Source organism: Protofrankia sp. Cas3 (genome assembly GCF_963555955.1).
Classification (GTDB): Bacteria; Actinomycetota; Actinomycetes; order Frankiales; family Frankiaceae; genus Protofrankia.
Map to the genome: position 1 here is coordinate 1 of NZ_CAUVXP010000032.1, position 22,881 is coordinate 22,881.

15 protein-coding genes and 1 pseudogene are annotated in these 22,881 nt (G+C 66.4%); 8 read left to right on the forward strand and 8 right to left on the reverse strand.

Annotated elements, in window-relative coordinates:
- The 4 genes and pseudogenes from U9983_RS08670 to U9983_RS08685 form a co-directional block, all read left to right on the forward strand.
- Positions 1-536: pseudogene (locus U9983_RS08670) on the forward strand (hypothetical protein); the annotation flags it as partial.
- Complete coding sequence (gene nadC / locus U9983_RS08675; RefSeq protein ID WP_322753523.1) at positions 536-1,573, forward strand: carboxylating nicotinate-nucleotide diphosphorylase; 1,038 nt, start codon at positions 536-538, stop codon at positions 1,571-1,573. The pseudogene U9983_RS08670 and the gene nadC, both read left to right, overlap by 1 nt.
- Positions 1,573-2,325, forward strand: coding sequence for a type III pantothenate kinase (locus tag U9983_RS08680; RefSeq protein WP_322751587.1), 753 nt, complete (start codon positions 1,573-1,575; stop codon positions 2,323-2,325). The genes nadC and U9983_RS08680 overlap by 1 nt, the downstream gene beginning before the upstream one ends.
- 1,197 nt (positions 2,326-3,522) lie before the next feature.
- Positions 3,523-5,181, forward strand: a complete 1,659-nt coding sequence (locus U9983_RS08685; protein ID WP_322753524.1) for a protein kinase domain-containing protein — start codon at positions 3,523-3,525, stop codon at positions 5,179-5,181.
- A 40-nt stretch (positions 5,182-5,221) separates the two neighbouring features.
- Here the strand turns inward: U9983_RS08685 and U9983_RS08690 are convergent, their stop codons facing one another.
- The gene (locus U9983_RS08690; protein ID WP_322753543.1) at positions 5,222-5,368 is read right to left on the reverse strand and encodes a hypothetical protein; all 147 of its coding nucleotides are present in this window, start codon (positions 5,366-5,368) and stop codon (positions 5,222-5,224) included.
- On the opposite strand from U9983_RS08690, the gene U9983_RS08695 reads away from it, so the two are divergent.
- The gene (locus U9983_RS08695; RefSeq protein WP_322753542.1) at positions 5,360-5,593 is read left to right on the forward strand and encodes a DUF2752 domain-containing protein; all 234 of its coding nucleotides are present in this window, start codon (positions 5,360-5,362) and stop codon (positions 5,591-5,593) included. The genes U9983_RS08690 and U9983_RS08695 overlap by 9 nt on opposite strands.
- Before the next feature lie 16 nt (positions 5,594-5,609).
- Here the strand turns inward: U9983_RS08695 and U9983_RS08700 are convergent, their stop codons facing one another.
- The 7 genes from U9983_RS08700 to eutB form a co-directional block, all read right to left on the reverse strand.
- A complete protein-coding gene (locus U9983_RS08700; RefSeq protein WP_322753525.1) occupies positions 5,610-7,385 on the reverse strand; it encodes an ArnT family glycosyltransferase in 1,776 nt (591 codons plus the stop codon).
- Complete coding sequence (locus U9983_RS08705; RefSeq protein ID WP_322753526.1) at positions 7,382-9,274, reverse strand: glycosyltransferase; 1,893 nt, start codon at positions 9,272-9,274, stop codon at positions 7,382-7,384. Before U9983_RS08705 ends, U9983_RS08700 begins: the two co-directional genes overlap by 4 nt.
- Positions 9,275-9,292: 18 nt before the next feature.
- Positions 9,293-10,009 (reverse strand): SCO family protein, encoded by a 717-nt coding sequence (locus tag U9983_RS08710; protein WP_322753527.1) that lies wholly within the window; start codon positions 10,007-10,009, stop codon positions 9,293-9,295.
- 159 nt (positions 10,010-10,168) lie between these two features.
- Entirely contained in the window at positions 10,169-10,594 is a 426-nt protein-coding gene (locus U9983_RS08715; protein ID WP_322749795.1) for a hypothetical protein, read from the reverse strand.
- On the reverse strand, positions 10,591-13,275 hold the full coding sequence (locus U9983_RS08720) for a PA14 domain-containing protein (protein ID WP_322753528.1): 2,685 nt from the start codon (positions 13,273-13,275) through the stop codon (positions 10,591-10,593). Before U9983_RS08720 ends, U9983_RS08715 begins: the two co-directional genes overlap by 4 nt.
- 114 nt (positions 13,276-13,389) lie before the next feature.
- The gene (locus tag U9983_RS08725; RefSeq protein ID WP_322753529.1) at positions 13,390-14,571 is read right to left on the reverse strand and encodes a glycosyltransferase family 2 protein; all 1,182 of its coding nucleotides are present in this window, start codon (positions 14,569-14,571) and stop codon (positions 13,390-13,392) included.
- A gap of 860 nt (positions 14,572-15,431) precedes the next feature.
- Entirely contained in the window at positions 15,432-17,015 is a 1,584-nt protein-coding gene (gene eutB / locus U9983_RS08730) for an ethanolamine ammonia-lyase subunit EutB (RefSeq protein WP_322753530.1), read from the reverse strand.
- Positions 17,016-17,128: 113 nt separating this feature from the next.
- Between eutB and U9983_RS08735 the strand changes: the two genes are divergently transcribed.
- From U9983_RS08735 to U9983_RS08745, 3 genes are all read left to right on the forward strand, one after another.
- Positions 17,129-18,052, forward strand: a complete 924-nt coding sequence (locus U9983_RS08735) for a (2Fe-2S)-binding protein (protein WP_416211322.1) — start codon at positions 17,129-17,131, stop codon at positions 18,050-18,052.
- Between the two features lie 523 nt (positions 18,053-18,575).
- Complete coding sequence (locus U9983_RS08740; protein ID WP_322749790.1) at positions 18,576-21,080, forward strand: ATP-dependent Clp protease ATP-binding subunit; 2,505 nt, start codon at positions 18,576-18,578, stop codon at positions 21,078-21,080.
- A gap of 156 nt (positions 21,081-21,236) precedes the next feature.
- The gene (locus U9983_RS08745; protein ID WP_322753532.1) at positions 21,237-22,736 is read left to right on the forward strand and encodes a metallophosphoesterase family protein; all 1,500 of its coding nucleotides are present in this window, start codon (positions 21,237-21,239) and stop codon (positions 22,734-22,736) included.
- Positions 22,737-22,881: the final 145 nt, after the last annotated feature.

Genomic DNA, 22,881 nt, shown 5'->3' on the forward strand with positions numbered 1-22,881 from the left:
CGGTGGTGGGACGCGGCTCGGCCGGGCTCGCCGACCCGGTGGCCCGCGCGGACCTGGCCCGGGCGATGGCAGCCGGCGCGGGGGTACTGCGCAGTGCCGAACGCCTGCGGACCACCGCCAGGACGCTCGCCGCCCTCGGGGAGTCGCGGCGGTCCGGCGGGGGCACGGTCACAGCCGGACCAGATGCGTGGGAGATGACCAACCTGCGGACGGTCGCCACCGCGCTGGTCGCCGCCGCGGCGCTGCGTCAGGAGACCCGGGGCGCACACTGGCGAGAGGATTTCCCCAACGCCGACGATGTGGCGTGGCGTGGTCACATCCTTACCCGGCTGGATGCGGAAGGCGGCTTGTCAGTGACCTACGAGGCGGCGAACGCTGCACGTGACGTGGCCGCACCGGGTAGTTCGGCTGCTTCGCGCAGCGCAGGCGCGGGCAGCTCAGGCGCGGGCAGCTCAGGCGCGGGCAGCTCAGGCACGGGCAGCTCAGGCGCGGGCGCCGGCAGCGGCGTTGCCGGGCGTGCCTCGGACGCGGCCTGATGCCCGTGTCGGCGCCGATCCGGGGCGCGCTGGTATCCGCCGGACTCGACCCAGGTATGATCATCGAAATCGTGCGTCGGGCCGTCTGTGAGGATCTTACCGACGGCCTGGTGGGAGCGGTGGACGCGACGTCGGTCGCAACCGTGGCGCCCGACCTCCAGGGCCGGGCCGCGATCGTCTCGCGGGCGCGAGGGGTGGTCGCCGGTCTGCCGGTAGCGGCGGCGGTGTTCGAGATCGTGCTGGCCGAACAGTACGGGTCACGGGATGACGTGGCCGGTATCGAGCCGGCACCCCGGTCGGTATCCGAACGCGCCGGTGGAATGAAGATCACGATCGGCGTTTCGGATGGCGACCGGGTGGGCCCGGGCGACGCCGTCCTGACCGTTGCCGGCCCGGTGCGCGCTCTGCTCACCGCGGAACGCACCGCACTGAATCTGCTGTGTCACCTGTCCGGGGTTGCCACCGCGACCCGCCGGTGGGTGGACGCGGTCGACGGTACCGGCGCAGCGATCCGCGACACCCGCAAGACCCTGCCGGGGCTGCGTGCCCTGGAGAAGTACGCGGTACGTTGCGGCGGCGGGGTAAACCACCGTATGTCGCTGGCAGACGCCGCGCTGGTGAAGGACAACCATGTGATCGCCGCGGGTGGAGTGGCGGCGGCGTTCACCGCGGTGCGCACACGCTTCCCCGGTTTGGCGGTCGAGGTGGAATGCGACACGCAGGCCCAGGTGGTCGAGGCCGTGGCGGCCGGCGCGGACCTGATCCTGTGCGACAACATGACTCCCGACGAACTGCGCGAATCGGTTGCCCTCGCCCGCCCGGCCGGGGTGGCAGTGGAAGCAAGCGGCGGGCTGACGCTGGCGGTCGCGCGCGCGGTCGCCGAGACCGGCGTCAACTTCCTGGCGGTGGGCGCACTGACCCATTCCGCGCCCGCACTCGATCTCGGTCTGGATCTGAGTCTGGATCTGAGTCTGGATCTCGTTCTGGATCAGCGCCTAGATAATCATATCGAACCGAACCAGGATCGTGATCTCTGATGCTGCTCGCGGTCGACGTCGGCAACACCAACACCGTCCTGGGAGTCTTCGACAACGACGAGCTCATTGATTCCTGGCGGATACGCACCGACCCGAACGCCACCGCGGACGAACTGTCGCTGCTGTTCCGCGGCCTGTTGCGCGGCTACGACGTCGACGGCGTATCGGTCTGCTCCACCGTGCCGGCGGCGCTGCGCGAGATCCGCCGCATGCTGGTGCGGACGTTCGACGGAATCCCGGCGGTCGTGGTGGAGCCGGGTACCCGCACCGGGGTGCCGATCCTCATCGACAATCCCAAGGAAGCCGGCGCCGACCGCATCATGAACACCCTCGCCGCCCACCACCTGTACGGGGGGCCGGCGATCGTCGTCGACTTCGGGACGTCCACGAACCTCGACGTCGTCTCCAGCCGGGGCGAGTTCCTCGGTGGCGCACTCGCCCCCGGTATCGAGATCGCCCTTGACGCGCTCGCGTCCCGGGCCGCGCAGCTACGGAAGGTCGAGCTCACACCGCCACGATCTGTGATCGGGAAGAGCACCGTGGAGGCACTACAGTCAGGGATGATCTACGGTGTGGTCGGCCAGGTGGACGGCCTGGTACGCCGTATCGCCGAGGAGCTGGACACCGAACCCGTGGTCATCGCGACCGGGGGGCTGGCGTCCCTCATCATCGCCGAGAGCGAGACGCTGGCGCACCACGAACCGCATCTCACCCTCATCGGCCTGCGGCTGGTCTTCACCAAGAACACGTAGACAGGGTTTTCGACCTGTGTTGCGGTCGCAGGGACAGATAGTCACGACACTGACCCGCAACGGCAGATGCCCCCGACCGGCTACCGGCGGGGGCATCGTCACGTCCGGTGCCCGTCTCCCCCGTTAACGATGTAAATCTGATGCTCCTGCCACAACACCAGATTCGCATCGTTCCCAAAGAGCGTTCGGCACTAGCGGCGTCGCGGGGCCGGGGCACGCACCTTCGGCGGGGTGGCGTCCATCCAGGCCGACGCAACCAGCCGGCGGACATAGGTCTTCGGTTCCGGCGGTACCACGACATCCCCCGTTCGTGTTCTGCCTGCGTGGCCGACCGGTTATCGTGCCGACACGAGTACGACACAACGTGCGGGCGGGGTAACAGCAGGCCGTAACAGGCAGTCGTACGTAACCGGTTACGGGTAACGGGTTACGCCGGTTACCCGCGGCGGAACCGGACCGGCTCACCCTCGACGAGCTCGAAGCCGCACTCCACAGCCGGACCTCCGCATCCGCCCACGCCCGGCTCACGCTGCTGGGGTCGAGGCGTACTCGACGCTGATCAACCCGTTCGACCAGCGGCATCGGCTCGAAGAGCAGTCCGAGCTGCGTGACGCCTGCGATGAGGGAACCATGAGTTTTGAAGAGGACTCCTCGAGTACATGGATTGCCGCGATCTCCTTCACGACCCAGTGATGTCTATTTTCCCTCGTCGGGCCGGAGCGCGGACGGAAGATACTTGCTGTGCGTGTCGCGCAGATACTGAATTCCCTGATCCCGACTGCTGCGGTATTCGAGATTCCGAGCGACGAACTTCAGGCGGTACTCGGCGTCACCGACTTCAGAAGCCCGGCGGGGTGGTCCTCGTCGACCTCGACCGTGACCCGAGACATATATCCGCCCAACTTCCAGCAGGTCAAAGGGCGTGCGATCACAGCCCTTCTCGCACGTCCGGACCCGCAGGGGAACCTAGCAGGACCGTCAGTATAGATCACGAGTCCAGGTGATCAGTTGCGAGGCAGGCGCAGGCGCCGTGCCCTTGGCCGGTGCGTTCGGTGCGTTCGGTGCGTTCGGTGCAGTGGCGCTCCGGTTCGGCCGGGGCGATCGGCTGGGGTTAGGATTGCCCCATTACGCTGGGGGATGTATGAGTGAGTGTGTGATGGTGGACGACGGACGCCGGCACGTGCCGGCTTTCGCGTCGTGATCGTCGACGAGGCGCAGGTAGCCGCGCTACTCCCCGGCTACGACCTGGGCACCAAACTGGGTGCGGGCGCGTTCGGGCTGGTGCTGTCGGGCCGCCACCGCGACCTGAACCGTGATGTCGCGATCAAGATATTGTCCCCGGCGCAGGAGAACGCGCCGGGTGGTTTCAAGACCGAGGCGCGGATCCTCGCAGCCCTGGATCACCCGCATGTGGTGCGGGTCTATGACTATGTCGAGGCCGACGACCTGCATCTGATCGTCATGGAGTTACTGGGCGGGGGGACGCTGACCCGTCGGCGCACGGAGATCTCCCCGGAGGGCGCCTGCGCGGTCGGTCTGGCAGCGGCCGCAGCGCTGACCTGTGCCCATACCCAGGGAGTACTACACCGCGACATCAAGCCCGACAACATCATGTTTGACACCGGCGACTTACTCAAGGTCACCGACTTCGGAATTGCGAAGATTTTCGACGGGTCCGCGGCCACCGCGAGCATGCTCATCGGGACCCCGAAGTACATGGCGCCTGAACAGCTTGTCGGCGGCCGGTTGGGGCCGCCGACCGACCTCTATGCCCTGGGTGTGCTTCTCTACGAGTTGCTCGTCGGGGCGCCGCTGTTCGATCCGGCGCTGTCCTCGTATGCCCTGGGCTACCAGCACCTCTACGCGCCGCCACCGCCGCTGGTGGGTGTGCCCGCGCCGGTGGCTGAGGTGGTTCTGCGGACTCTGGCCAAGGATCCGGCCGTCCGCCAGCCCTCCGCTCACGCCTTCGCTCTCGATCTTGCCCATGCGGCCGGCAGTGTCTACGGCCCTCGGTGGACCGCCCGCGCCGGGATCGGAGTGCGCCTCGACGACGACGTCCGCGAGGCTGCCGACCGCTCACCTCAGTTCAACCGCCAGCCGCCGGTTCCCGCCCCCCGCCCGTTGGCGCCGCCGACCGCGGTCAAACCATCATCACCGTGGACGGTCTCGCCCCCCTCATCGCCACCGGCCGGACCCACACCAGGCCCACCGAACCCCGGTTACCAGAGCCCCCCCAGCTATCCGCCCAACCCCGGCTACCAGAACGCACCCGGCTATCCGCCGAACCCCGGGCAGCAACCCAACCCCGGATATCGAGGCTCCGAATCCCCAACCCCCGGCTACCAGAGCCCGCCCGCCTATCCACCCAACCCCGGCTACCAGAACGCTCCTGGCTATCCGCCGAGCCCCGGGCAGCAACCCAACCCCGGATATCGAGGCTCCGAATCCCCAGCCCCCGGCTACCAGAGCCCGCCCGCCTATCCACCCAACTCCGGCTACCAGAACGCTCCTGGCTATCCGCCGAACCCCGGTTACCAGAACGCTCCCGGCTATCCACCGGGCCCCAGGCAGCCCGTACCGCCGAATTACGGGCCCGGATCATACGACCCGTCGGCTCCGTTCGGACGCCATCCGGCGACCGGGGAACCGTACTCGGACAAGCAGAAGCTTGTTGCCGGGCTGCTTCAGATTTTCCTGGGTGGCTTCGGGGCAGGGCGATGGTATCTGGGCGACACCAGCACCGCACTCGCCCAGTTGTTCACCTGTGGTGGCCTCGGGATCTGGGCACTGATCGACGGGATTCAGATTCTTACCGGCGATGTGCGTGACGTGCAGGGCCGGCCACTTCGTGATTGATCAGAATCACTCTTTCAGGGCTGCGGACCGTAGCCGGTTACTACTCGGTGTGACCGGGTGTGCGCTCGGCATCGGCTATCTTGTCGTTGTTGATCCGCACGACCCGGATGCGGTCATGCCGCGCTGTCCGACGAAGATTGTCACCGGGCTCGACTGCCCGGCATGTGGAGGCCTTCGGCTGGCTCACGACCTGCTTCACGGTCATGCGAGGGCCGCGGTTCACGACAATCCCTTTGTCCTGCTCTGCAGTCCGGTGCTGATGTACCTGGGCTGGCGGCAGCTGCGTGCGGCCAGCCTGGGCGAACGGACCCGGGTTCCCAGGCCACTTGCTTCTGGCCTTGGTGGCGGCGCGCTCGTCTGGATGGTCGTACGCAACCTGCCTGGGTGGCCCCTGAAGCCGACATCCACCTGACCAGGCGGCAGGTTGGTCAGCAGCTCGGCGAGGCTGTCACCTCGGCGGGACACCCCGACTTGATCACCTTACGGATCGTAATCTGTCCATCCGATCCGAAGGACTTCACCACGACCGAATGTTGCAGCCCCTCCGCCACCAGCGGAAGATCATGCAAGGTGGACGGCATCAGCTTGCCGAGAACGAAATAGTCGACATCCTGCCAGCCGTTCGTGAGCTTTCCGCGAACCGCGGGGTCGAGGTCCAGCTTGTAGAACCAGATCGGATCCGGCTTCTTTCCCGCGATCACGAGATCAGTCCAGATGTTGTCGTCCGTCACGACGGTGTTGCCGTTGGGCACGTTCTCGATGTACCAACGTGCGGCGTCCCGGCTCGGCCTGCTGTCGTCGGCGGTCAGCGCGGTACGCAACGTCGGTGCCCACCGGCCCGGCAGGGCGACCAGGCCCACGATCAGCACGCAGACCACGACGGCGACGCGCGCTGTTCTGGCCGCGGCGATCCGGCGCCGGCTCGCCGCCGCGTTGGAGCCACGAATAACCCCGGGAGTAGGGCCTGCGGCGCCGCGGAAGCGAGAGGCTCGTACCGCCTGTGGCCCACGGGTGACCCGGGGAAGGGTCACGTCGAGCATTCCGGCGGTACACAGCGCCGCGAACGGCAGCATCGCGGTTACATAGGCGTACGGCATGTAGCCGTCACGGAACATGAAGACGACCTGAATCAGAAGCAGCGCCGCAACCATCCGAAGACGCCGGACACAGAGCGCTGGGACCGCAGCGAGGACACCGGCACCCAGCAGATACGGATCCAGGTGCAGCCAGAGACCGGCCATACCCTGCGTGCCGCTACCCGCCTGCAGCAGGCTCCCGCTCGCGGTCCGTTCGAACAGCTGCCACTTGATCGCACGGATCAGCGAGACGTGGTCCGCCCCCTCGAACAGCTCGTTCTTCGCCACCGCATAGAGGACGTAGATTCCACAGATTGCGGTCAGGAAACCGAGGAAGTTGCCGCGTACGAACCGCCAGTTACGCGGATCCCGGTTCGTCCGGAGCAGAAAATATACACCCGGCAGGAGCATCAGGGATGTTTCCTTCGACCAGAACGCGAAGGCCATGAATACCCCGGACGCGATGGCCGAGCCCACACTGCGCCGTGGCGACGCCGCACAGACCAGAGCGGCCACCACCCACAACACTGCAATGTTGTCGAGGAATGCCAGCCGCTGATACCACACCGCGAGCGGCGCCAGGGAGAACAGCAGGACGGCGAGACCGGCGAACGCACGCCGAAACGCGAGCCGGCGGGCGAGCAGGTAAATGAGCGCGCAACTGACCAGATGGACGACCAGCATGCACTCGCGTGCGGCCGTCACCGCAGAAGACGCCCGCTCGAAGGCATTCGTGACGGTTGTGTAGACGGCTATGAACAGCCAACCGCCAAAAGGATGGTCATACCAGTAGGTGTAGTGGGCGATCTGGCCCCGGTATTGCATCGCGTATGCCTGGGCCGCATACGTGCCCTCATCGTCGTTGATCCGGCCGGGCCAGCCATCGAGGTTGATCCCGTGAACCAACCCGCAGGCAACGAGAATAAGTGTCAACAGGGCCAGGCTCCGCCAGTGCGCGAACAGCCAGCCGGCGATGCGCGCTCGGGCGGTCGACATGCGATCCCCGAATATCCGACGATCCCGGGTACCGCTGCCGACGACGTCGATGCCATCCGGGTCGGCGACCAGCAGCGTGGCTGTGGCTGTGGCTGTGGCTGTGGCTGTGGTCGTGGTCGTGGTCGTGGTCACGAAACCCCCTCGAGCTCGGAGGAGCCCAGCATCACCACGTGGTGGGCACCGACATGCGTGGTTTTCTCCCACTGCACCTTGCCCTGGACCAGTCGCACGATGGCGCGTAGCGCCGCCACGGACAGGACCAGCTGATATACTGGTGCGCTCACTATCAATCGGGCGCTGTCGAGTAGACCGACCTTGAGCTGATATGCATCGGCAAAGTCGTGGAAAGCCGCCTGTTCCGTGATGACCATCAGAATCATCGCCAGCAGCGGTAGCCAGAATATGATCACGAGTCCCACCGGCGCCTTCAGAAAAAAGGTGAGCAGCACCGACGTGGGCAGAGCCAGCCCGGCAGCGGCCTGGAAGAACGGCATCAAGAGCATTTCCACGGCAAGCGCGCGCCGGCGCCAACCCGGAAGTCCGCGCCACTCGCCCTTTTGGAACACCTGGATGAAGCCCATCATCCACCGAGTCCGTTGCACCACCAGCTTCCCCAGGGTCTCCGGTGTCTCTTCCCGCGTCGTCAGCTCCGGATGGTAGAAGACCATGGTTTCGACCCCAGCCACCGAGGCACGCACGCCGAGATCGCAGTCCTCGGTCAGGCAGGAGACATCCCACCCGCCCAGCCCGTCGAGAACCTCGCGCCGGATGAATACCGTGTTGCCGCCGAGCGGAATGAAACGCGCCACCGCCTGATAGCGCAACCTCGACATGAACCAGATGTAGTACTCCAGGCAGTTACGGGCCCGCCACCACGATGTGGCACTGTTGAGCCAGGACGCCAACGCACGCACCGGCCCGGCCGATTCCGGTCGCCGCCAGCCCGTACCGCGGACATTCATCAGCTGGACGCCGCCCTGGAAAATCCCGATCTCGGGATGATTGACGGCGAGTGTGTTCACGTAGCTGAGCAAGCCGCCGGCGACCAGCGACTCCGCGTCGACAATACCGATCAGATCGCCCTGGCAGTACTTCCGCGCATCCTCCAGCGAAAGCGGCTTGCTGCGCATGGCGCTTCGCGGCGTCACGAGCTTTACATTGGGGTGACGATCGGCGAATTCCTGGGCCACTGCACGCGTCTCCCGGTCGACCTCGTCGTCGGATACCACGACGACAAGCTCGAAGAGGTCCGGCGGGTAAGCACCGGCCAGTAGCTGGGCCAGGGTACGGCCGAGGACGGGCTCCTCCCGCGCGGGCACGATCAGTGAAAAGGTGTGCTGGGCTGGGGTGCGGTCCTCCAGGTGCACGTGGTCGACCCGTTCGGGCCGCTGCCAGCCGTACTGTGCCCGGACCAGGGTCAACCCGGCGACGAACAGCATCGCGAGCGACACCGCGGTCCACCCGGCGAGGGCCACCTCGCCGCGGTTCAGATACAGCATCCGGGCGATGGCTACAAGTAGCGGAAGCATCGGCAGGACGAGACAGCCGCGAAGGAAGCGAACACGTGGCGTCGCGTCGGTCTGTGCGGCGACAAGCCAGGTGCCGACCACCACGTGCCCGCAAACCACCACCAGCGCACTCACCAGGGTGACGAGCAGCTGGCGCATGCTGACCTGTCCGACGACCGGAGCGCTCTGGTCGGATCTGGTCAGCTCGACGAAGATGAGCCAACCGACCGCCTCGGTCGAGATCCGTGCGGCCTCGGACCACAACCAGCCGCCCTGGCGGCGCCACCAGGTGAAGTCACGGTCCAGACCTTGCACGAGAAATATCGTGGCGACGACCGAGTATCCGTACGCGACCTGGCCCCCCACCCCGAGAAACCACGCGAACACGACCGACAATGCGACGCGGATGAACACGCTCATCCCACCGCTCACCACGAAACGCAGCCGTCCGGATGGGCTGTCCAAACGGGTTCGCAGCGGCGGTGGCGGGGCAAGCACCTGGCTGGGATTCACAGATTCCTACCTGAGTTCTCACGAGACGGCGACCAGCCGCGGGAAGTCCGCCGCATAGTCTGCGACCTTGGTACTGGCAAAGTAGAGAACGTGTTCGGTGTTATCGGCGCCATAGCCGGCGACCTGGGCCGCATGCGCCACGCTGTACCGGCCACCCGGTACCTGTTGCGCGCTCGCGAGCGGGACGCCGGCCGCCTGCTGCGCGGCATCAAGCTGCGCCGGTGAACCGGTGAGCCCGACGAACGTGGAATCGAACTGGTTCAACCAGCGCCGGAGCACTCCCGCTGTGTCACGGCCGGGATCGGTCGTGACGAAGACGACGGTGACCGCCGAGCCGACAGCCGAACTCACCAGTTGCTTGGCCGCGGCGATGTCGGCCATTGTCGTCGGGCAGACATCCGCGCAGTTCGTATAGCCGAAGAACAAAAGCGTGGCCCGGCCGGCGGTCTCCTTGGCAAAGTCGAAATTCCGCCCGGAGGTGTCGACCAGTGTGAACGAAGGCCGGGGCCTGGACACCTTCGCAACGGTGCCGTGCCACCCGCCCGCCGCCGGCCCGGCATTCAATGATGGACGTACCGCCGACGGACGTATCGATGAGCTGCCGGAGAGCGCCGGGTGCGGTGCCTCACCTGCGGGCGAGGACGCACACCCGGCCAGACAGCACAATGCCACGGCAACGATCCAGCGGCGGGCGGGTCGAGGACGCCCGACCCGGGCATTGAATCGCAGGGACATTCCCCGACCTTCCTGTCGCTGCCCGGCCAAAGGCCGCGCGATCATTGTCTTATGCGCGGCCGGCGGCCCTAAGCAGAATCATGGCCAAAGGCCGCGCGATCATTGTCTTATGCGCGGCCGGAGGCCCTAAGAGAATCATGGCCAAAGGCCCTAATGGAATCAGGATGCGCAGACGGTATCGCCGCGGGAAGCTGTCTTTCCGGGTCCGGCGAGATGCTTGCTGTCCACACCGATCACCTTGAGCGGGCCGAATCCGGCCGCCCGCAGGAAGTCACAGTCGACCGTGCGGCCACCGGGAGCGACCTTCGGAACACAGACGTTGGAGTTACCGCCCGCGTCCGCATAGTTGTGGTCACAGCCGTCCACCCACAGTGTCGCCGGCGACGGTCGACCATTTCCATGTGGCTGCACCCGACCGCTGAGGTCCCGGTTTCCCGGACCCACGGAATGCTCAACCGCGACCTGCCGGACCCGCCCGTCGGCCCGGGTGTCCGCCGTCGACCCGGTCACCCGCAGGGTGACGAGCAGGCCGACGGCGACGCACAGCACGGTGGCCGCACCGAGCAGAATTCTTTTTCTGGTCATCCGACATGCACCCACTTGGCCACGGACGGCACCCCGTTCATATCCTGGGCGAACATCATGTAATAACCGGCCGGCAGCAGGTTCGGGTTGTCCGGGACGCTCACGCTGATATCCGTACCCGTTCCGGACAGCGGCAGGTCGACGCTCCGCTGGTTCGGGTCGGACTGATGGGTCACCGACGCCGGGCGGATCAGCGTGACGCGACCAATGTTCCCGCTCACGGTCAGTTTCTGCGTCGATCCATAATCGAACTGGTCGCCGGCGTTGGAAATAGTCGGGCGGTCCCTGGACATGTACCAGGGTGAATAGATGGAGATACCCAGGTCGAAATCACCGGTGGCCGGATTGTTCCCGATGGTCGCCACTCGGCCGTCCGGAAGCAGGAATGCCTCCGAATGGTACATCCGATCGGCCGGGTCAGCGGGCAGCGATGTGAAGGCGTTGGCGACCGGGTCGTACATGGACGCCTCATGTACGGCGTACTGGGGATAGTTGTGCTTCGCGCCGCCGGTCTCGAACACCTTGCCGTCGGGCAGGATGACGGCGCTCACATACATCTTCGCCGCCGGCAGGTCCGGCCCGGCCGTCCACTGTGGATCTTCCTTGCTGAGGTTGATGATGTCCGTGTGGTTCGTCGGATCGAGGTCACTGTAGGAGTTGCCGCCGCCGAAGTTGGCCACCTTCTGGGCCTGCGCCGGCGGTAGGAGCACGGTGGCACCCTGATCCCGGAAATCGATGTCCCGCAGCCCCGGAACGTCAGTGATCGTCCCGGTGTCGACGTCGTAGATCTCCGACCCCGAGGTGTTCGGAAGAGCGTTGCCGAAGGTATGCGTCCCGCCGTAGAAAAGCCGGCCGTCCGACATCAGCACCATGGTGGGATACAGACCCCAGTAGAAGTACGTCTGCGGGACCTCGTTGAAGGGCTTCCACTGACCCTTCGTCGGGTCGAACATCTCGACGGCGACGTTTCCCGAACCGTTCTCGTTGAGCCCGCCGGTGGCGAATACCGAACCATTGCCGAGGTTCACCAGTGACGGGTACCAGTGCCCACCGCCCGGCATGTCGTTCGTCTTGGTGTAGGTACCGGTCATCGGGTCGAAGATGTAGCTGCTCGCCAGACCCTTGTAGTTCGTCGTGGGCGTCGGGTAAGCGAGGGTACCGCCAGCCAACAGGATTCGTCCGTCGGGAAGCTGGGTGTGCCCAACGCAGAAGAGATCCTCCTGGGTCGGAACATCGACGAAGTCGCCGTTCGACGGGTTCCAGATCTTGGAGACGAACTGGTTGTTTGCCGCCGCCGTCCCGTTGTTGCCGGATCCGGCAACGAGCAGGACGTTCCCTGTACGCAGCACCGTGGCGTGCACCGAGCGGACCGGAGAATCGTACGGCAGAGCCTGCCAGGAACCCTGACAGTCGCCCGTGCAACCACCCGGTGGCGGCGGCGGAACGTCCCCCGCGGCTCCCCCACCGGTATAGCCGGCCCGCACGAGCCCGCTGCCACCGCCCTGGTAGTACTCGACGTTCACGACGTGCTTTCCGGCCGTGACCGGCACGGTCGCCGTATAGGTGGTCGGCCCCTGGTCCTGCCATTGGTTGATGACAGCCGTGCCGTCGACATAGACACGCACGCCGTCGTCCGCCGTTACCGTGAACGTGCTGTTCCCGGCCCGGAACTGGTCGGTCCGACTCCAGCGTGCCGAGAAGTTGTACGGGCCGACACCATCCACACCCGGCCCGTTCTCACCGTAGTCGTAACTGAGTGTGGCCTCACAACGTTCGGTCTTCGGTGGTCCCGACAGGGTTCTGTTGGGAAAGTAGGACGCTGCCCACTGGGTGGACAGGCAGGTCAACGACGACGGCGGAGCCGCGGCGGCGTACGACACCTGAGCGATTGCACCACCGCCGTGCTCGAAGTACTCGACCTTGACCGTGTGGTCGCCCGCCGTGACAGTCGGGCTGGCGGTGAAGGTGGTCGGCCCCTGGTCCCGCCACTCGTCGATCACCAGCGTGTCGTCGACGTACACCCGAATGCCGTCGTCGGCCTCGGCGGTGAACGTGACGGTGCCGGCCGAGAACTTCTCGGTCCGGGTCCACCGAACCGAGAAGTTGTCCGCGTTGATACCAGGGACGTCCGGTGCGCCGGTTCCCCAGTCATGGCTGATGGCATCCTCACAGCGCCCGCGCGGGGCACCGGCAAGCGCCGTCCCGGAGAAATACGACGCCGTCCACTGGACGGGCGCACACGTCGGCGGGGGCGGCACCGGCGGGGCGTAGCTGAACTCGGCAAGAGCGCCACCGCCGTTCTGGTAGTACTCCACGACTATGGTGTGCTGACCAGCTGTCACCGAGGGGTTGGCGGAATAGCTGGTCGGGCCCTGGTCCTTCCATCCGTCAATGACGGTGCTGCCGTCCAGGAGAACGCGGATTCCGTCGTCCGCGGTCGCGGTGAAGCCGTACTCACCCGGGTCCAGATAGACCGTACGGGTCCACCTGACCGAATACCCGGACCCGCCTAGACCGCCGATCCCGGGGCCCGTCTCCCCCCAGTCGAAACTGATGTCGGTGTCGCAACGCGAGCCCACCGTCGGCCCGGCCATTGTCGTGTTGGCGAAATAGTCGCCGGCCCATTGTGTGTCCGGGCAGGTGACAGCTTTCGCCGTGCCTGGATTGACGACGACAAGCACCACGAACTGGATGGAGGCGATCGCGAGAAGTCCCGTCAGGACGCGTCTGCGCCCCGACCTCCGAGGTCCTCCCCTAAACATTTCCACCACTCCTGATCGGGGTTGTCCGCCGGCTCATGCCTCGGCCTCCCCGGCGGCCCCGGTGATCGACCGCCTGGGCGACCGGAACGGGTTTCGCACCGTCGGTCGATGCTCGCCGTAGACGATCCGGTCGACCAACATGTAACGAACACCAACAGCGATTGCCAGGGTCACGACGGTGGCCGTCCCGATGCTGATATGCCAGCGCTCCACAAACAGTCCGAGCAGCGGGAGACGGATGACGAGATCGACGTTGTTCAGTAGTGCGAACGGCACGTACCGGCGAATTCTGGAATTGTTTCCGCGCTCCCAGACAAGCAGGTCAGCGCCGACGAAGTTCCATAGGATGGCGACCTGGGTAGCGATCACCGCCGCCGGCACATAATGCATGCCGCTGTGGTGCAGAAACGCCGTACCAAAAACGTTCGGCAATGTCCCGGAGGCGCCTACGAGCGCAAACCGCGCAGCCCGGGGCAGGCGGAGTGAGAACAGCCGCCGCGCAAAGCGGACCCCCTCGGACATCGAGGCGTTCGATGATCCGGCATGCCGTTCGCCGAAGACATACCCGACCTCCGCGACGCGCAGGCCGCCGGAACGAACCAGCAGCTCAAGCAGGATCTTGTACCCGTCCGGCCGGAGCCGGTCGAGGTCCAGCGCCGCGATCCGGACGAGGAAGAACCCGCTCATGACGTCCGACACGCCACGCAGTCGCAGCGGGAAAAGCATCCGGGACAGCAGATTCGCAGCGGATGACACGACTCGACGGCGCCCGTTCGCCAGGCCCGAGGCACTGCCGCCGTGGACGTAACGACTGCCGACGACAACATCGACGTCGCCGGCACCAGCCGCAGCAAAGAGCTCTGGAATCACCTCCGGTGGATGCTGCAGATCACCATCGAGAATCACCGCATAGTCGGCGTGACAGAGCCGGATGCCTTCGGTAACGGCGCCACCGAGCCCGCCCACCCGATAGGGCGCGGGCCGGTGGTGGACACGGATCCGCATCCGTACAGAACCACGGAGCGCTTTTATGATCTCCGGCGTGGCGTCGTCCGAATCGTCGACGAAGATGACCTCGCTGGGTAGATCGGCCAGCGCGGCGTCAAGCCGGCGAAGGAGCGGCTCGACATTCGCGGCCTCGTTCCGGGTCGGCACCACCACCGACACCAGTACCTGCTCGTCCGGCCGATAGCCGGCGACAGATGTGGTGCGCATGGTCGAAACCACCATTGAGGAAGCTCGCGGCCGCGGCACCAGGTCTGCCAGCTGCGCATCGAAAATGCGCTCGTCAGGCATGCTCATCCGCTGGTCTCCCCCCGGTTCGGGACGGCGGCCAACGCGGCAACCGTCCACTGGGTACGTCAGATGCCGGGACCGGGATTTCCCGGCCCGGCATGCTCGGCGCCGCCGGCTTGGCTACCGGAATGCGCGCCGAGCGGGCGCGATCCGCCGCGAAGGCCGTCGCGGAAGAAAGCAGGTCGCGCGGAAACGGCCCACGCGAAAGAATTCCTGACCCAACTGGATCAGAACTGAACAAACGGTTTGGCGAACTGGCGGCCTGGTGGCCGGGCGGCCCGAGAGGGCATCGGTTGGGCCAAAGGCGGCGCGATCATGGCCTTTTCGCGCCACCGGCGGCCCGAGAGGGCATCGTGCAAATCGTTCCGGTGTGCAGCGAACGTACCAGGAGTCGATCGAGGCCAGGGCCGGCCGAGATGTGACGCGCATGTATCGGTGGGTTTTCGTCGCTGGCGAGCGGATCGCAAAACCCGTCGATCTCACCGTCAGTTATGGCCTGACGTGCGGAAACTACCCCGCGTAACCGCCTTTGTTCTCATTATCGTGCATTGTTTATATGCTATGAACCGCACCACAAAGATCGCCGTCGGGGCTCCTCTGCGCTTCCGCCGTGCCGAGCGGCCGAGATCGAGACCGCGATGACCCTTCTCGTACTCAGAAGAGCGGGCGACGCGGCGGCGTACCGGGGCGTGCAGGGGCGGCGCGCAGTGGTGACGTGTTCCTGACAGCGTACCTCTACGGACACCCCATTGCGTTCTTGTCGACTCCGGCCGACACCATCACGTCCACACCCGGTTCAGGGCATCGGCGGGCAGCCAGGCGTCCCGGCTCGGTCCGACCGGCGTCGACAGGTCAAGATCATCCATGCTGGCGAACCGTCCCCTGGGTGGCACGGCCCGCCGCGCCGCCCAGGCAGCGAATTCCGGGGCCGGCGTCAGGCCGAAGAGCTCCCTCATCCCGACGACGTCACGAAACCCGGTCGACGACTGATGCAGGCTCGCTTGGACGTCCTGGACGTCCTGGACGTCCTGGGCCGCCAGCCCCCACGCGCTCGCGGAGGCACGCAACGTCTGGTTACGCAGGGCCAGCGTGTCCGGGGTCACTCCGGTGACATGGTTGCTGCCCGCCGCGGCCAAGAGCAACAGCAGGTCCGCACCGGTGTTCCGGCCCGTGTCGACGTCGCCCCCGTAAGACTCGCCCCCGTATGACTCGGCCGGGTACGAGCCGCCCGGGTACGAACCGCCGATGCGCCGCTTGGCTGCGTAGGACACATCGCAACCCATCGGGAGCCCGAGTAGCTTGCCGACAAAATGGTCCTCCAGTCCGGCCCGGATGATCTGCCGGGAACCGGCCAGATATTCTCCGCCGCTGGATCCGATCACGGAGCTGACCAGAAACGGATCAAAAGCGCGAGCGACACCGAATGCACGCGCGGACAGGGTGAGTTGGTCCACCCCATGGTGTGCCTCGACGGACAGCGCATTTCCCTGCCCCGCCTCGAAGTACATCACCTGGTCGCCGCTGAAGTCGGCGGCACGTTCCCGGTGGTGCTCGAGCACCGCCTCACGCGCTTGCGCGAGGAGGTCCAGGGTGATCCCGAACGCGCGGTCCGCCCGCTGTGTCCCGGCAACGGAGGCGGACAGCAGATCGACCGGAGCACCCGCCTCCATCAGGCCCAGCTGGGTGGTGAGATGGCCCAGGACGCAGGTCTGCGCCGGTGCCCCGAGCTGTCCGACCAGCGTGGCCAGACCATGCAGGATCCGCTCGACCCGCCCGGTCGAGGCGCCTTCCGGATCCACGCTGACGACGGCGTCACCGCAGCCGAGGGCCAGCCCGTCCACCGCCAACAGGAGGAAAGCCTCGATGTCGTCAGTCGGCTGGTCCAGCTGGAAACCGATGCCGAACACGCCTGTCCCGCCCATTGAGTTTCGACAACGGGTGACCGTCCGCAGTGGTTTCGCGGCAACAACGAGATCCCGATCGGTCATGATTTTAGCCACCGCCGCCGCTATCTCGGGCGTTATTCCCGCAGCTAACCCCGCGTCCCATTGCAGGGAGAACTCCGGCCGCAGGACCAACTCGCGGAATTCACCGACGGTCAGGGCGCAGACGGCACCGAACCGCAATTCGTCGTGGCCGTCGTTGATCAAATCGGTGACCGCGTCCTCGATCAACGGATTCGCGACGATTTCGCTGAGCCGGACATCCGCGAGCGCTCGTCGGGCCGCGACCCGCTGAGCCGCCGAGTACGCGGCCACCCCCGCCAGCTGATCACCGGACTTCGCCTCGCCCGCCTTGGCGAACAGTTCCACGAGATCGGCGAATACGTAACGCTCGCCATGCACGACCGACTGGAAACTCAACCGTCCACCTCATGTATCTGGTCACATCGTCGCGGCCGCGTGCCCTTCGGCCCCCGGTGGTCACTGGTGAACCTCCCACGGGACCCTCCTGCGTGTCGCCGGCGACCCCGAGGATGAGGGGCGTGTGCATCACGACGCGACAGCGGGAGGCACCCCTGAAAGCGACCTTGGCGGCGATCGCACCGGTACTCGCCCCGCAGGTGGCGCGGATCGGCCGCGCCGAGCCCGGCGCCGGCTGGTTGCGTCGCGCCGATCTGCTCACCGGCGCGGGCCTGGACGCGATGGTGCGCGAGCTGCGCCAGGCATACGGCTATGACCGGGAGGTGGCGGTCAGCAGCTTCCTGGCCGCGTACACCGCCGGCGTGGCCGGACCGGCTATCGCCACGTATGTCGTGCGCCACCGGGTGCCGGACCTGGCTGCGGACGGCTTGGCACTGCACGGCGCACCCGGCGGATGGTTCGACGTGACGGCGTTTCACACCGAGCGGATGACGGTTCTCCCCGACGACCCGATGCTCGCCGACGGTGCGAGGCTCGCCGACGGTGGGGTTCGCCCGGACGACCCGGTTCGCCCCGACGCTGGGACCGTCCGCGCGACGATCGACGTGGTCGAAGACCATGCCGCCCTTCGACTACGTTTAGTAACCAACCTGGTCGAGCATCTGGAGCCACTGGTCCTGGCGCTACGGCCGCGGGCGCGCCTGGGCCTGCCCGCGCTGTGGGGTGCGGTGGCCACGCAGTGCGGCCGTGCATTCCTGCTGACGGAGCGGGTGACCGGGGATCCCGACATCGGCCGGATGGAGGCGGATGCCTTTTTCGCCCTGGCCTGCCCGCCGATGCGTGCCCGCCCGACGTGGTCCGATTTCACCCACCGGGGTCGGCGGCAGACGGCGATGCGCCGGGGTTCGTGCTGCCTCGTCCACCGGATGAGCGGCCAGTACTGCACGACCTGCCCATTCACGTCCGATTCGGAACGCGAGCGACGCCTTCGCGAGTGGATAGATACCCAAGGTGACGAAGGGTTGGCGGTTGGCTAACGCCGCCACCACCAGGACCGATTTGCTCGTGTTTCCCGCTGGGCCGCCGCGGGGCCACCCGATGGTCATCACTTGCCGTCCGCTCGGTGACATATACAATTGGCTACTGTAGCGTAGACATCGAGTAAGATTTTTCATTCTCTGCGCAATGGTATAACTCCGAAGCGCACAACATATTACTTTCAGCGACCATCGGCAGGCGGTTGAAGTATGGACCCAGGCGGGTCGCCACCGACGATCGGGGCCGTCCCGGTCTCCCGGTGCGGGGGCTCGCCGGCACGGTAACCATCAGATTTCGTTCTGCTCTCGGCGGAACAGCGGGACGGAATCGGTCCGGGTCAGCCACCGTTGGCTCAGGCGTCTTCGCTGGTGGATCGGCTACCTCAGTCGGTCCGCCGTCCACAAGGGAGAGGGCGGGGCCGGCGGGAAGGTTTCCGTTCGATGCGTGGGGACATGCATCGGCGGAGCTAGCATGCGGATACCGACTGCCGTGTGGTCGGTCGCACCGCTCGAAGGAGCGCACATGTTCGAGAGATTCACCGACCGGGCACGTCGGGTCGTCGTCCTGGCTCAGGAAGAAGCCAGGATGCTCAACCACAACTACATCGGAACCGAGCACATCCTGCTCGGACTGATCCACGAGGGGGAGGGCGTCGCCGCCAAGGCGCTTGAGTCGCTCGGTATCTCCCTCGAGGGTGTTCGGTCACAGGTCGAGGAGATCATCGGGCAGGGCCAGCAGGCCCCGAGTGGGCACATCCCGTTCACTCCGCGTGCCAAGAAGGTGCTGGAGCTGTCCCTGCGGGAGGCCCTGCAGCTCGGCCACAACTACATCGGAACCGAGCACATCCTGCTCGGACTGATCCGCGAGGGCGAAGGCGTGGCCGCGCAGGTGCTGGTCAAGCTCGGAGCCGACCTCAACCGGGTTCGCCAGCAGGTCATCCAGCTGCTGAGCGGATACCAGGGCAAGGGCGACCCCGCGACCGCCGGCGCGCCGTCGGAGGGCACTCCGTCGACCTCGCTCGTCCTCGACCAGTTCGGGCGCAACCTCACGGCTGCAGCGCGCGAATCCAAACTCGACCCGGTGATCGGGCGCGAGAAGGAGATCGAGCGCGTCATGCAGGTGCTGTCGCGCCGGACCAAGAACAACCCGGTGCTGATCGGCGAGCCCGGAGTCGGCAAGACCGCGGTCGTCGAGGGGCTGGCGCAGGCGATCGTCAAGGGCGAGGTGCCCGAGACGCTCAAGGACAAGCAGCTGTACACCCTCGACCTCGGTGCGCTGGTCGCGGGCTCCCGCTACCGCGGTGACTTCGAAGAGCGCCTGAAGAAGGTCCTCAAGGAGATCCGTACCCGCGGCGACATCATCCTGTTCATCGACGAGCTGCACACCCTCGTCGGCGCGGGTGCCGCGGAGGGCGCGATCGACGCCGCGTCCATCCTCAAGCCGATGCTGGCGCGTGGTGAGCTGCAGACGATCGGTGCCACCACCCTGGACGAATACCGCAAGCACCTGGAGAAGGACGCCGCGCTCGAACGGCGCTTCCAGCCCATCCAGGTCGCGGAGCCGTCGGTGGCACACACCATCGAGATCCTCAAGGGCCTGCGCGACCGGTACGAGGCACACCACCGCGTGTCGATCACAGACGGTGCCCTGGTTGCGGCCGCATCCCTGGCGGACCGCTACATATCCGACCGGTTCCTGCCGGACAAGGCGATCGACCTCATCGACGAGGCCGGTTCGCGGATGCGCATCCGCCGGATGACCGCACCGCCGGACCTGCGCGAGTTCGACGAGCGCATCGCGAACGTCCGCCGGGACAAGGAGTCCGCGATCGACGCGCAGGACTTCGAGAAGGCCGCGTCCCTGCGTGACCGGGAGAAGACCCTGCTCGCCGAGAAGGCCAAGCGGGAGAAGGAATGGAAGGCCGGCGACATGGACGTCGTCGCCGAGGTGGGTGACGAGGAGATCGCCGAGGTCCTGGCGATCTGGACCGGCATCCCCGTGTTCAAGCTCACCGAGGAGGAGACGGCCCGCCTTCTGCGTATGGAGGACGAGCTGCACCGTCGCGTCATCGGCCAGCAGCAGGCCATCAAGGCGGTCTCCCAGGCGATCCGGCGTACCCGCGCGGGCCTGAAGGATCCCAAGCGTCCCGGTGGCTCGTTCATCTTCGCCGGCCCCTCGGGTGTCGGTAAGACCGAGCTCTCCAAGACCCTGGCGGAGTTCCTGTTCGGCGACGAGGACTCGCTGATCCAGCTCGACATGAGCGAGTACATGGAGAAGCACACGGTCTCGCGGCTGGTGGGTTCCCCGCCCGGCTATGTCGGGTATGAGGAAGGCGGCCAGCTCACCGAGCGGGTCCGGCGCAAGCCGTTCTCGGTCGTCCTGTTCGACGAGGTCGAAAAGGCCCACCCGGATGTGTTCAACACCCTCCTGCAGATCCTGGAGGACGGTCGCCTGACCGACTCCCAGGGCCGGCTGGTGGACTTCAAGAACACTGTTCTGATCATGACCTCGAACCTGGGCACCCGGGACATCTCCAAGGGCCCCGGCATCGGGTTCGCGACCGGACAGGGCGCCATCGACTACGAGCGGATGAAGGCGAGGGTCCAGGACGAGCTCAAGCAGCACTTCCGGCCCGAGTTCCTCAACCGGATCGACGACATCATCGTCTTCCACCAGCTGTCCGAGGCTGAGATCATCCAGATCGTCGACCTCATGCTGGCCCGGGTGGACATCCAGCTCAAGAACAAGGACATGGCTCTCGAGCTGACGCCCGCGGCCAAGATGCTGCTGGCCAAGAAGGGCTACGACCCGGTGCTGGGCGCCCGGCCGCTGCGCCGGACGATCCAGCGGGAGATCGAGGACGTCCTGTCCGAGAAGATCCTGTACGGGACACTCAAGCCCGGCGAAATCGTCGTGGGTGACGTGGAGGGCGAAGGGGAGACCGCGAAGTTCATCTTCCGCGGTGAGCCCAAGCCGAACCAGGTGCCCGACGCTCCTCCCATCGATCTGGCCAAGTCCACCGAGTAAGAGCGCCCGGCCACGCCGGCCGGGATGTGACGTAGCTCGTCGACAAGGGGCGGCTCCGCTGTGGCGGGGCCGCCCCTTGCGGCATGCTGCCGGTGATGGTGATGGTGATGCATCCCACAACCGACCCCGAGCCTTTCGCGGCATGGAGGACAGCAGGTGGCTCCGCGTGCGGGAACTCCCGTCGAACACATCCATCTGACGTTCGGGTCGGAGCCGGCCAGATCAATGGCCGTGTCGTGGACAACGCCGGGCGTGGTGGGCCACCCCCGGGTACGGTTCGGTCCCACCGCGGGCGGTCTCGATCGCGAGGTGCCCGCCATCACCCGGGTGTACACCGACGCGGTCACCGGTGTGGAGGTAATCAGTCACCATGCCCTGCTCACAAACCTCGAACCGGACTCCATGTACCTGTACGAGGTCCACCATGACCGGATCGCCCATGTCGAGGGCGGGACGCTGCGGACGGCACCCGCCGATCGGGCGAGGTTCACGTTCACCTGCTTCGGCGACCAGGGCACATCCGCGGCCTACGACCCGCTCGGCACCCCGGCGTCCGGACATGTCGTGGCCGGTATCGAACGAATTGGTCCACTTTTCACCCTGGTCGCCGGCGATCTGTCGTACGCGAACCACAGCAGCGACCCGCTGCGGACCTGGTCCGACTGGTTCAGTATGATCAGTACGTCGGCCCGGCACCGCCCGTGGATGCCCGCCGCCGGCAACCACGAGGTCGAGCGCGGGAACGGGCCGCACGGACTGACGGCCTATCAGAGCCGATTCCTGCTGCCCGACAACAGCGAACCCGTCGACACTCAGGTCGCCGAGGGTGAGATCGCCGCCGGCACTGATCCGGATGTCGCCGGCCTGTGGTACGCCTTCACCGTATCGAACGTGCGTTTCGTCGTTCTGCAGAACGACGATGTCTGCTATCAGGACGCCGGCATGGTGTACATCCGCGGATACAGCGGCGGCCGGCAGCGGGCATGGCTCACCCGAACCCTGCGGGACGCCCGAGCTGACCCGGACATCGACTGGATCATCGTCTGCATGCACCAGACCGCCGTGTCGAGCGCCGAGCACCACAACGGCGCGGACCTCGGCATCCGGCAGGAGTGGCTACCGCTGTTCGACGCCTTCGAGGTGGACCTCGTCCTGTGCGGACACGAACACCACTACGAACGGACGCACCCGCTACGTGGCGCGGTCGACGGTTCTGAGGTGCTCACGCCGCGCCCGGTCGCAGCGCAGACGGATGTGATCGACACATCACGCGGAACGGTACACATGGTCCTGGGGACGGGCGGGTCGTCGTCGCCGTCGGCCGGCAACCTGTTCGACCCGCCCGCCGGTCGAGTGATCGTCGGTGTGGAAGCGCGGGAGTCCGACCCGAGGCGGCTTCGCTCGATCTACGCCCACGAGCCGGCACCATGGCTGGCGCTGCGCGCACCGGAGCACCCGTACGCGTTCGCCGGCTTCGAGGTGGATCCGGGCGAACCGGGCGGAACAAGCCGCATCCACGTGACCGTGTACGACAGCTCCGGACCCTCACCCGTCCCGTTCGACACGTTCACGCTGGTCAGGACCGGTGCGGCCGCCAGAAGCGCTGCCGGCACCACTGCCGGCAGCGGCGAGGCCATCCCTACCTGGGCCGGTTGATTTCCCGGGCCTGCTGGCCACCTGCCCCCCGACCGCCTGTCGTGGGAACACGGACAGGGCTTGCACCTATGGTACGAAGTTCGCTACCTTCTGTTCGCGTCCCGGCGGGGCACACGACCGGCCCGCGCGTTCCCCCGTACGTCGT

Bases quoted from the DNA above. Each gene is read 5' to 3' on its own strand.
- U9983_RS08710 (WP_322753527.1), bottom strand. From the start codon at position 10,009: ATGTCCCTGCGATTCAATGCCCGGGTCGGGCGTCCTCGACCCGCCCGC.
- U9983_RS08740 (WP_322749790.1), top strand. From the start codon at position 18,576: ATGTTCGAGAGATTCACCGACCGGGCACGTCGGGTCGTCGTCCTGGCT.
- U9983_RS08725 (WP_322753529.1), bottom strand. From the start codon at position 14,571: ATGCGCACCACATCTGTCGCCGGCTATCGGCCGGACGAGCAGGTACTG.
- U9983_RS08735 (WP_416211322.1), top strand. From the start codon at position 17,129: ATGAGGGGCGTGTGCATCACGACGCGACAGCGGGAGGCACCCCTGAAA.
- U9983_RS08715 (WP_322749795.1), bottom strand. From the start codon at position 10,594: ATGACCAGAAAAAGAATTCTGCTCGGTGCGGCCACCGTGCTGTGCGTC.
- U9983_RS08680 (WP_322751587.1), top strand. From the start codon at position 1,573: ATGCTGCTCGCGGTCGACGTCGGCAACACCAACACCGTCCTGGGAGTC.
- nadC (WP_322753523.1), top strand. From the start codon at position 536: ATGCCCGTGTCGGCGCCGATCCGGGGCGCGCTGGTATCCGCCGGACTC.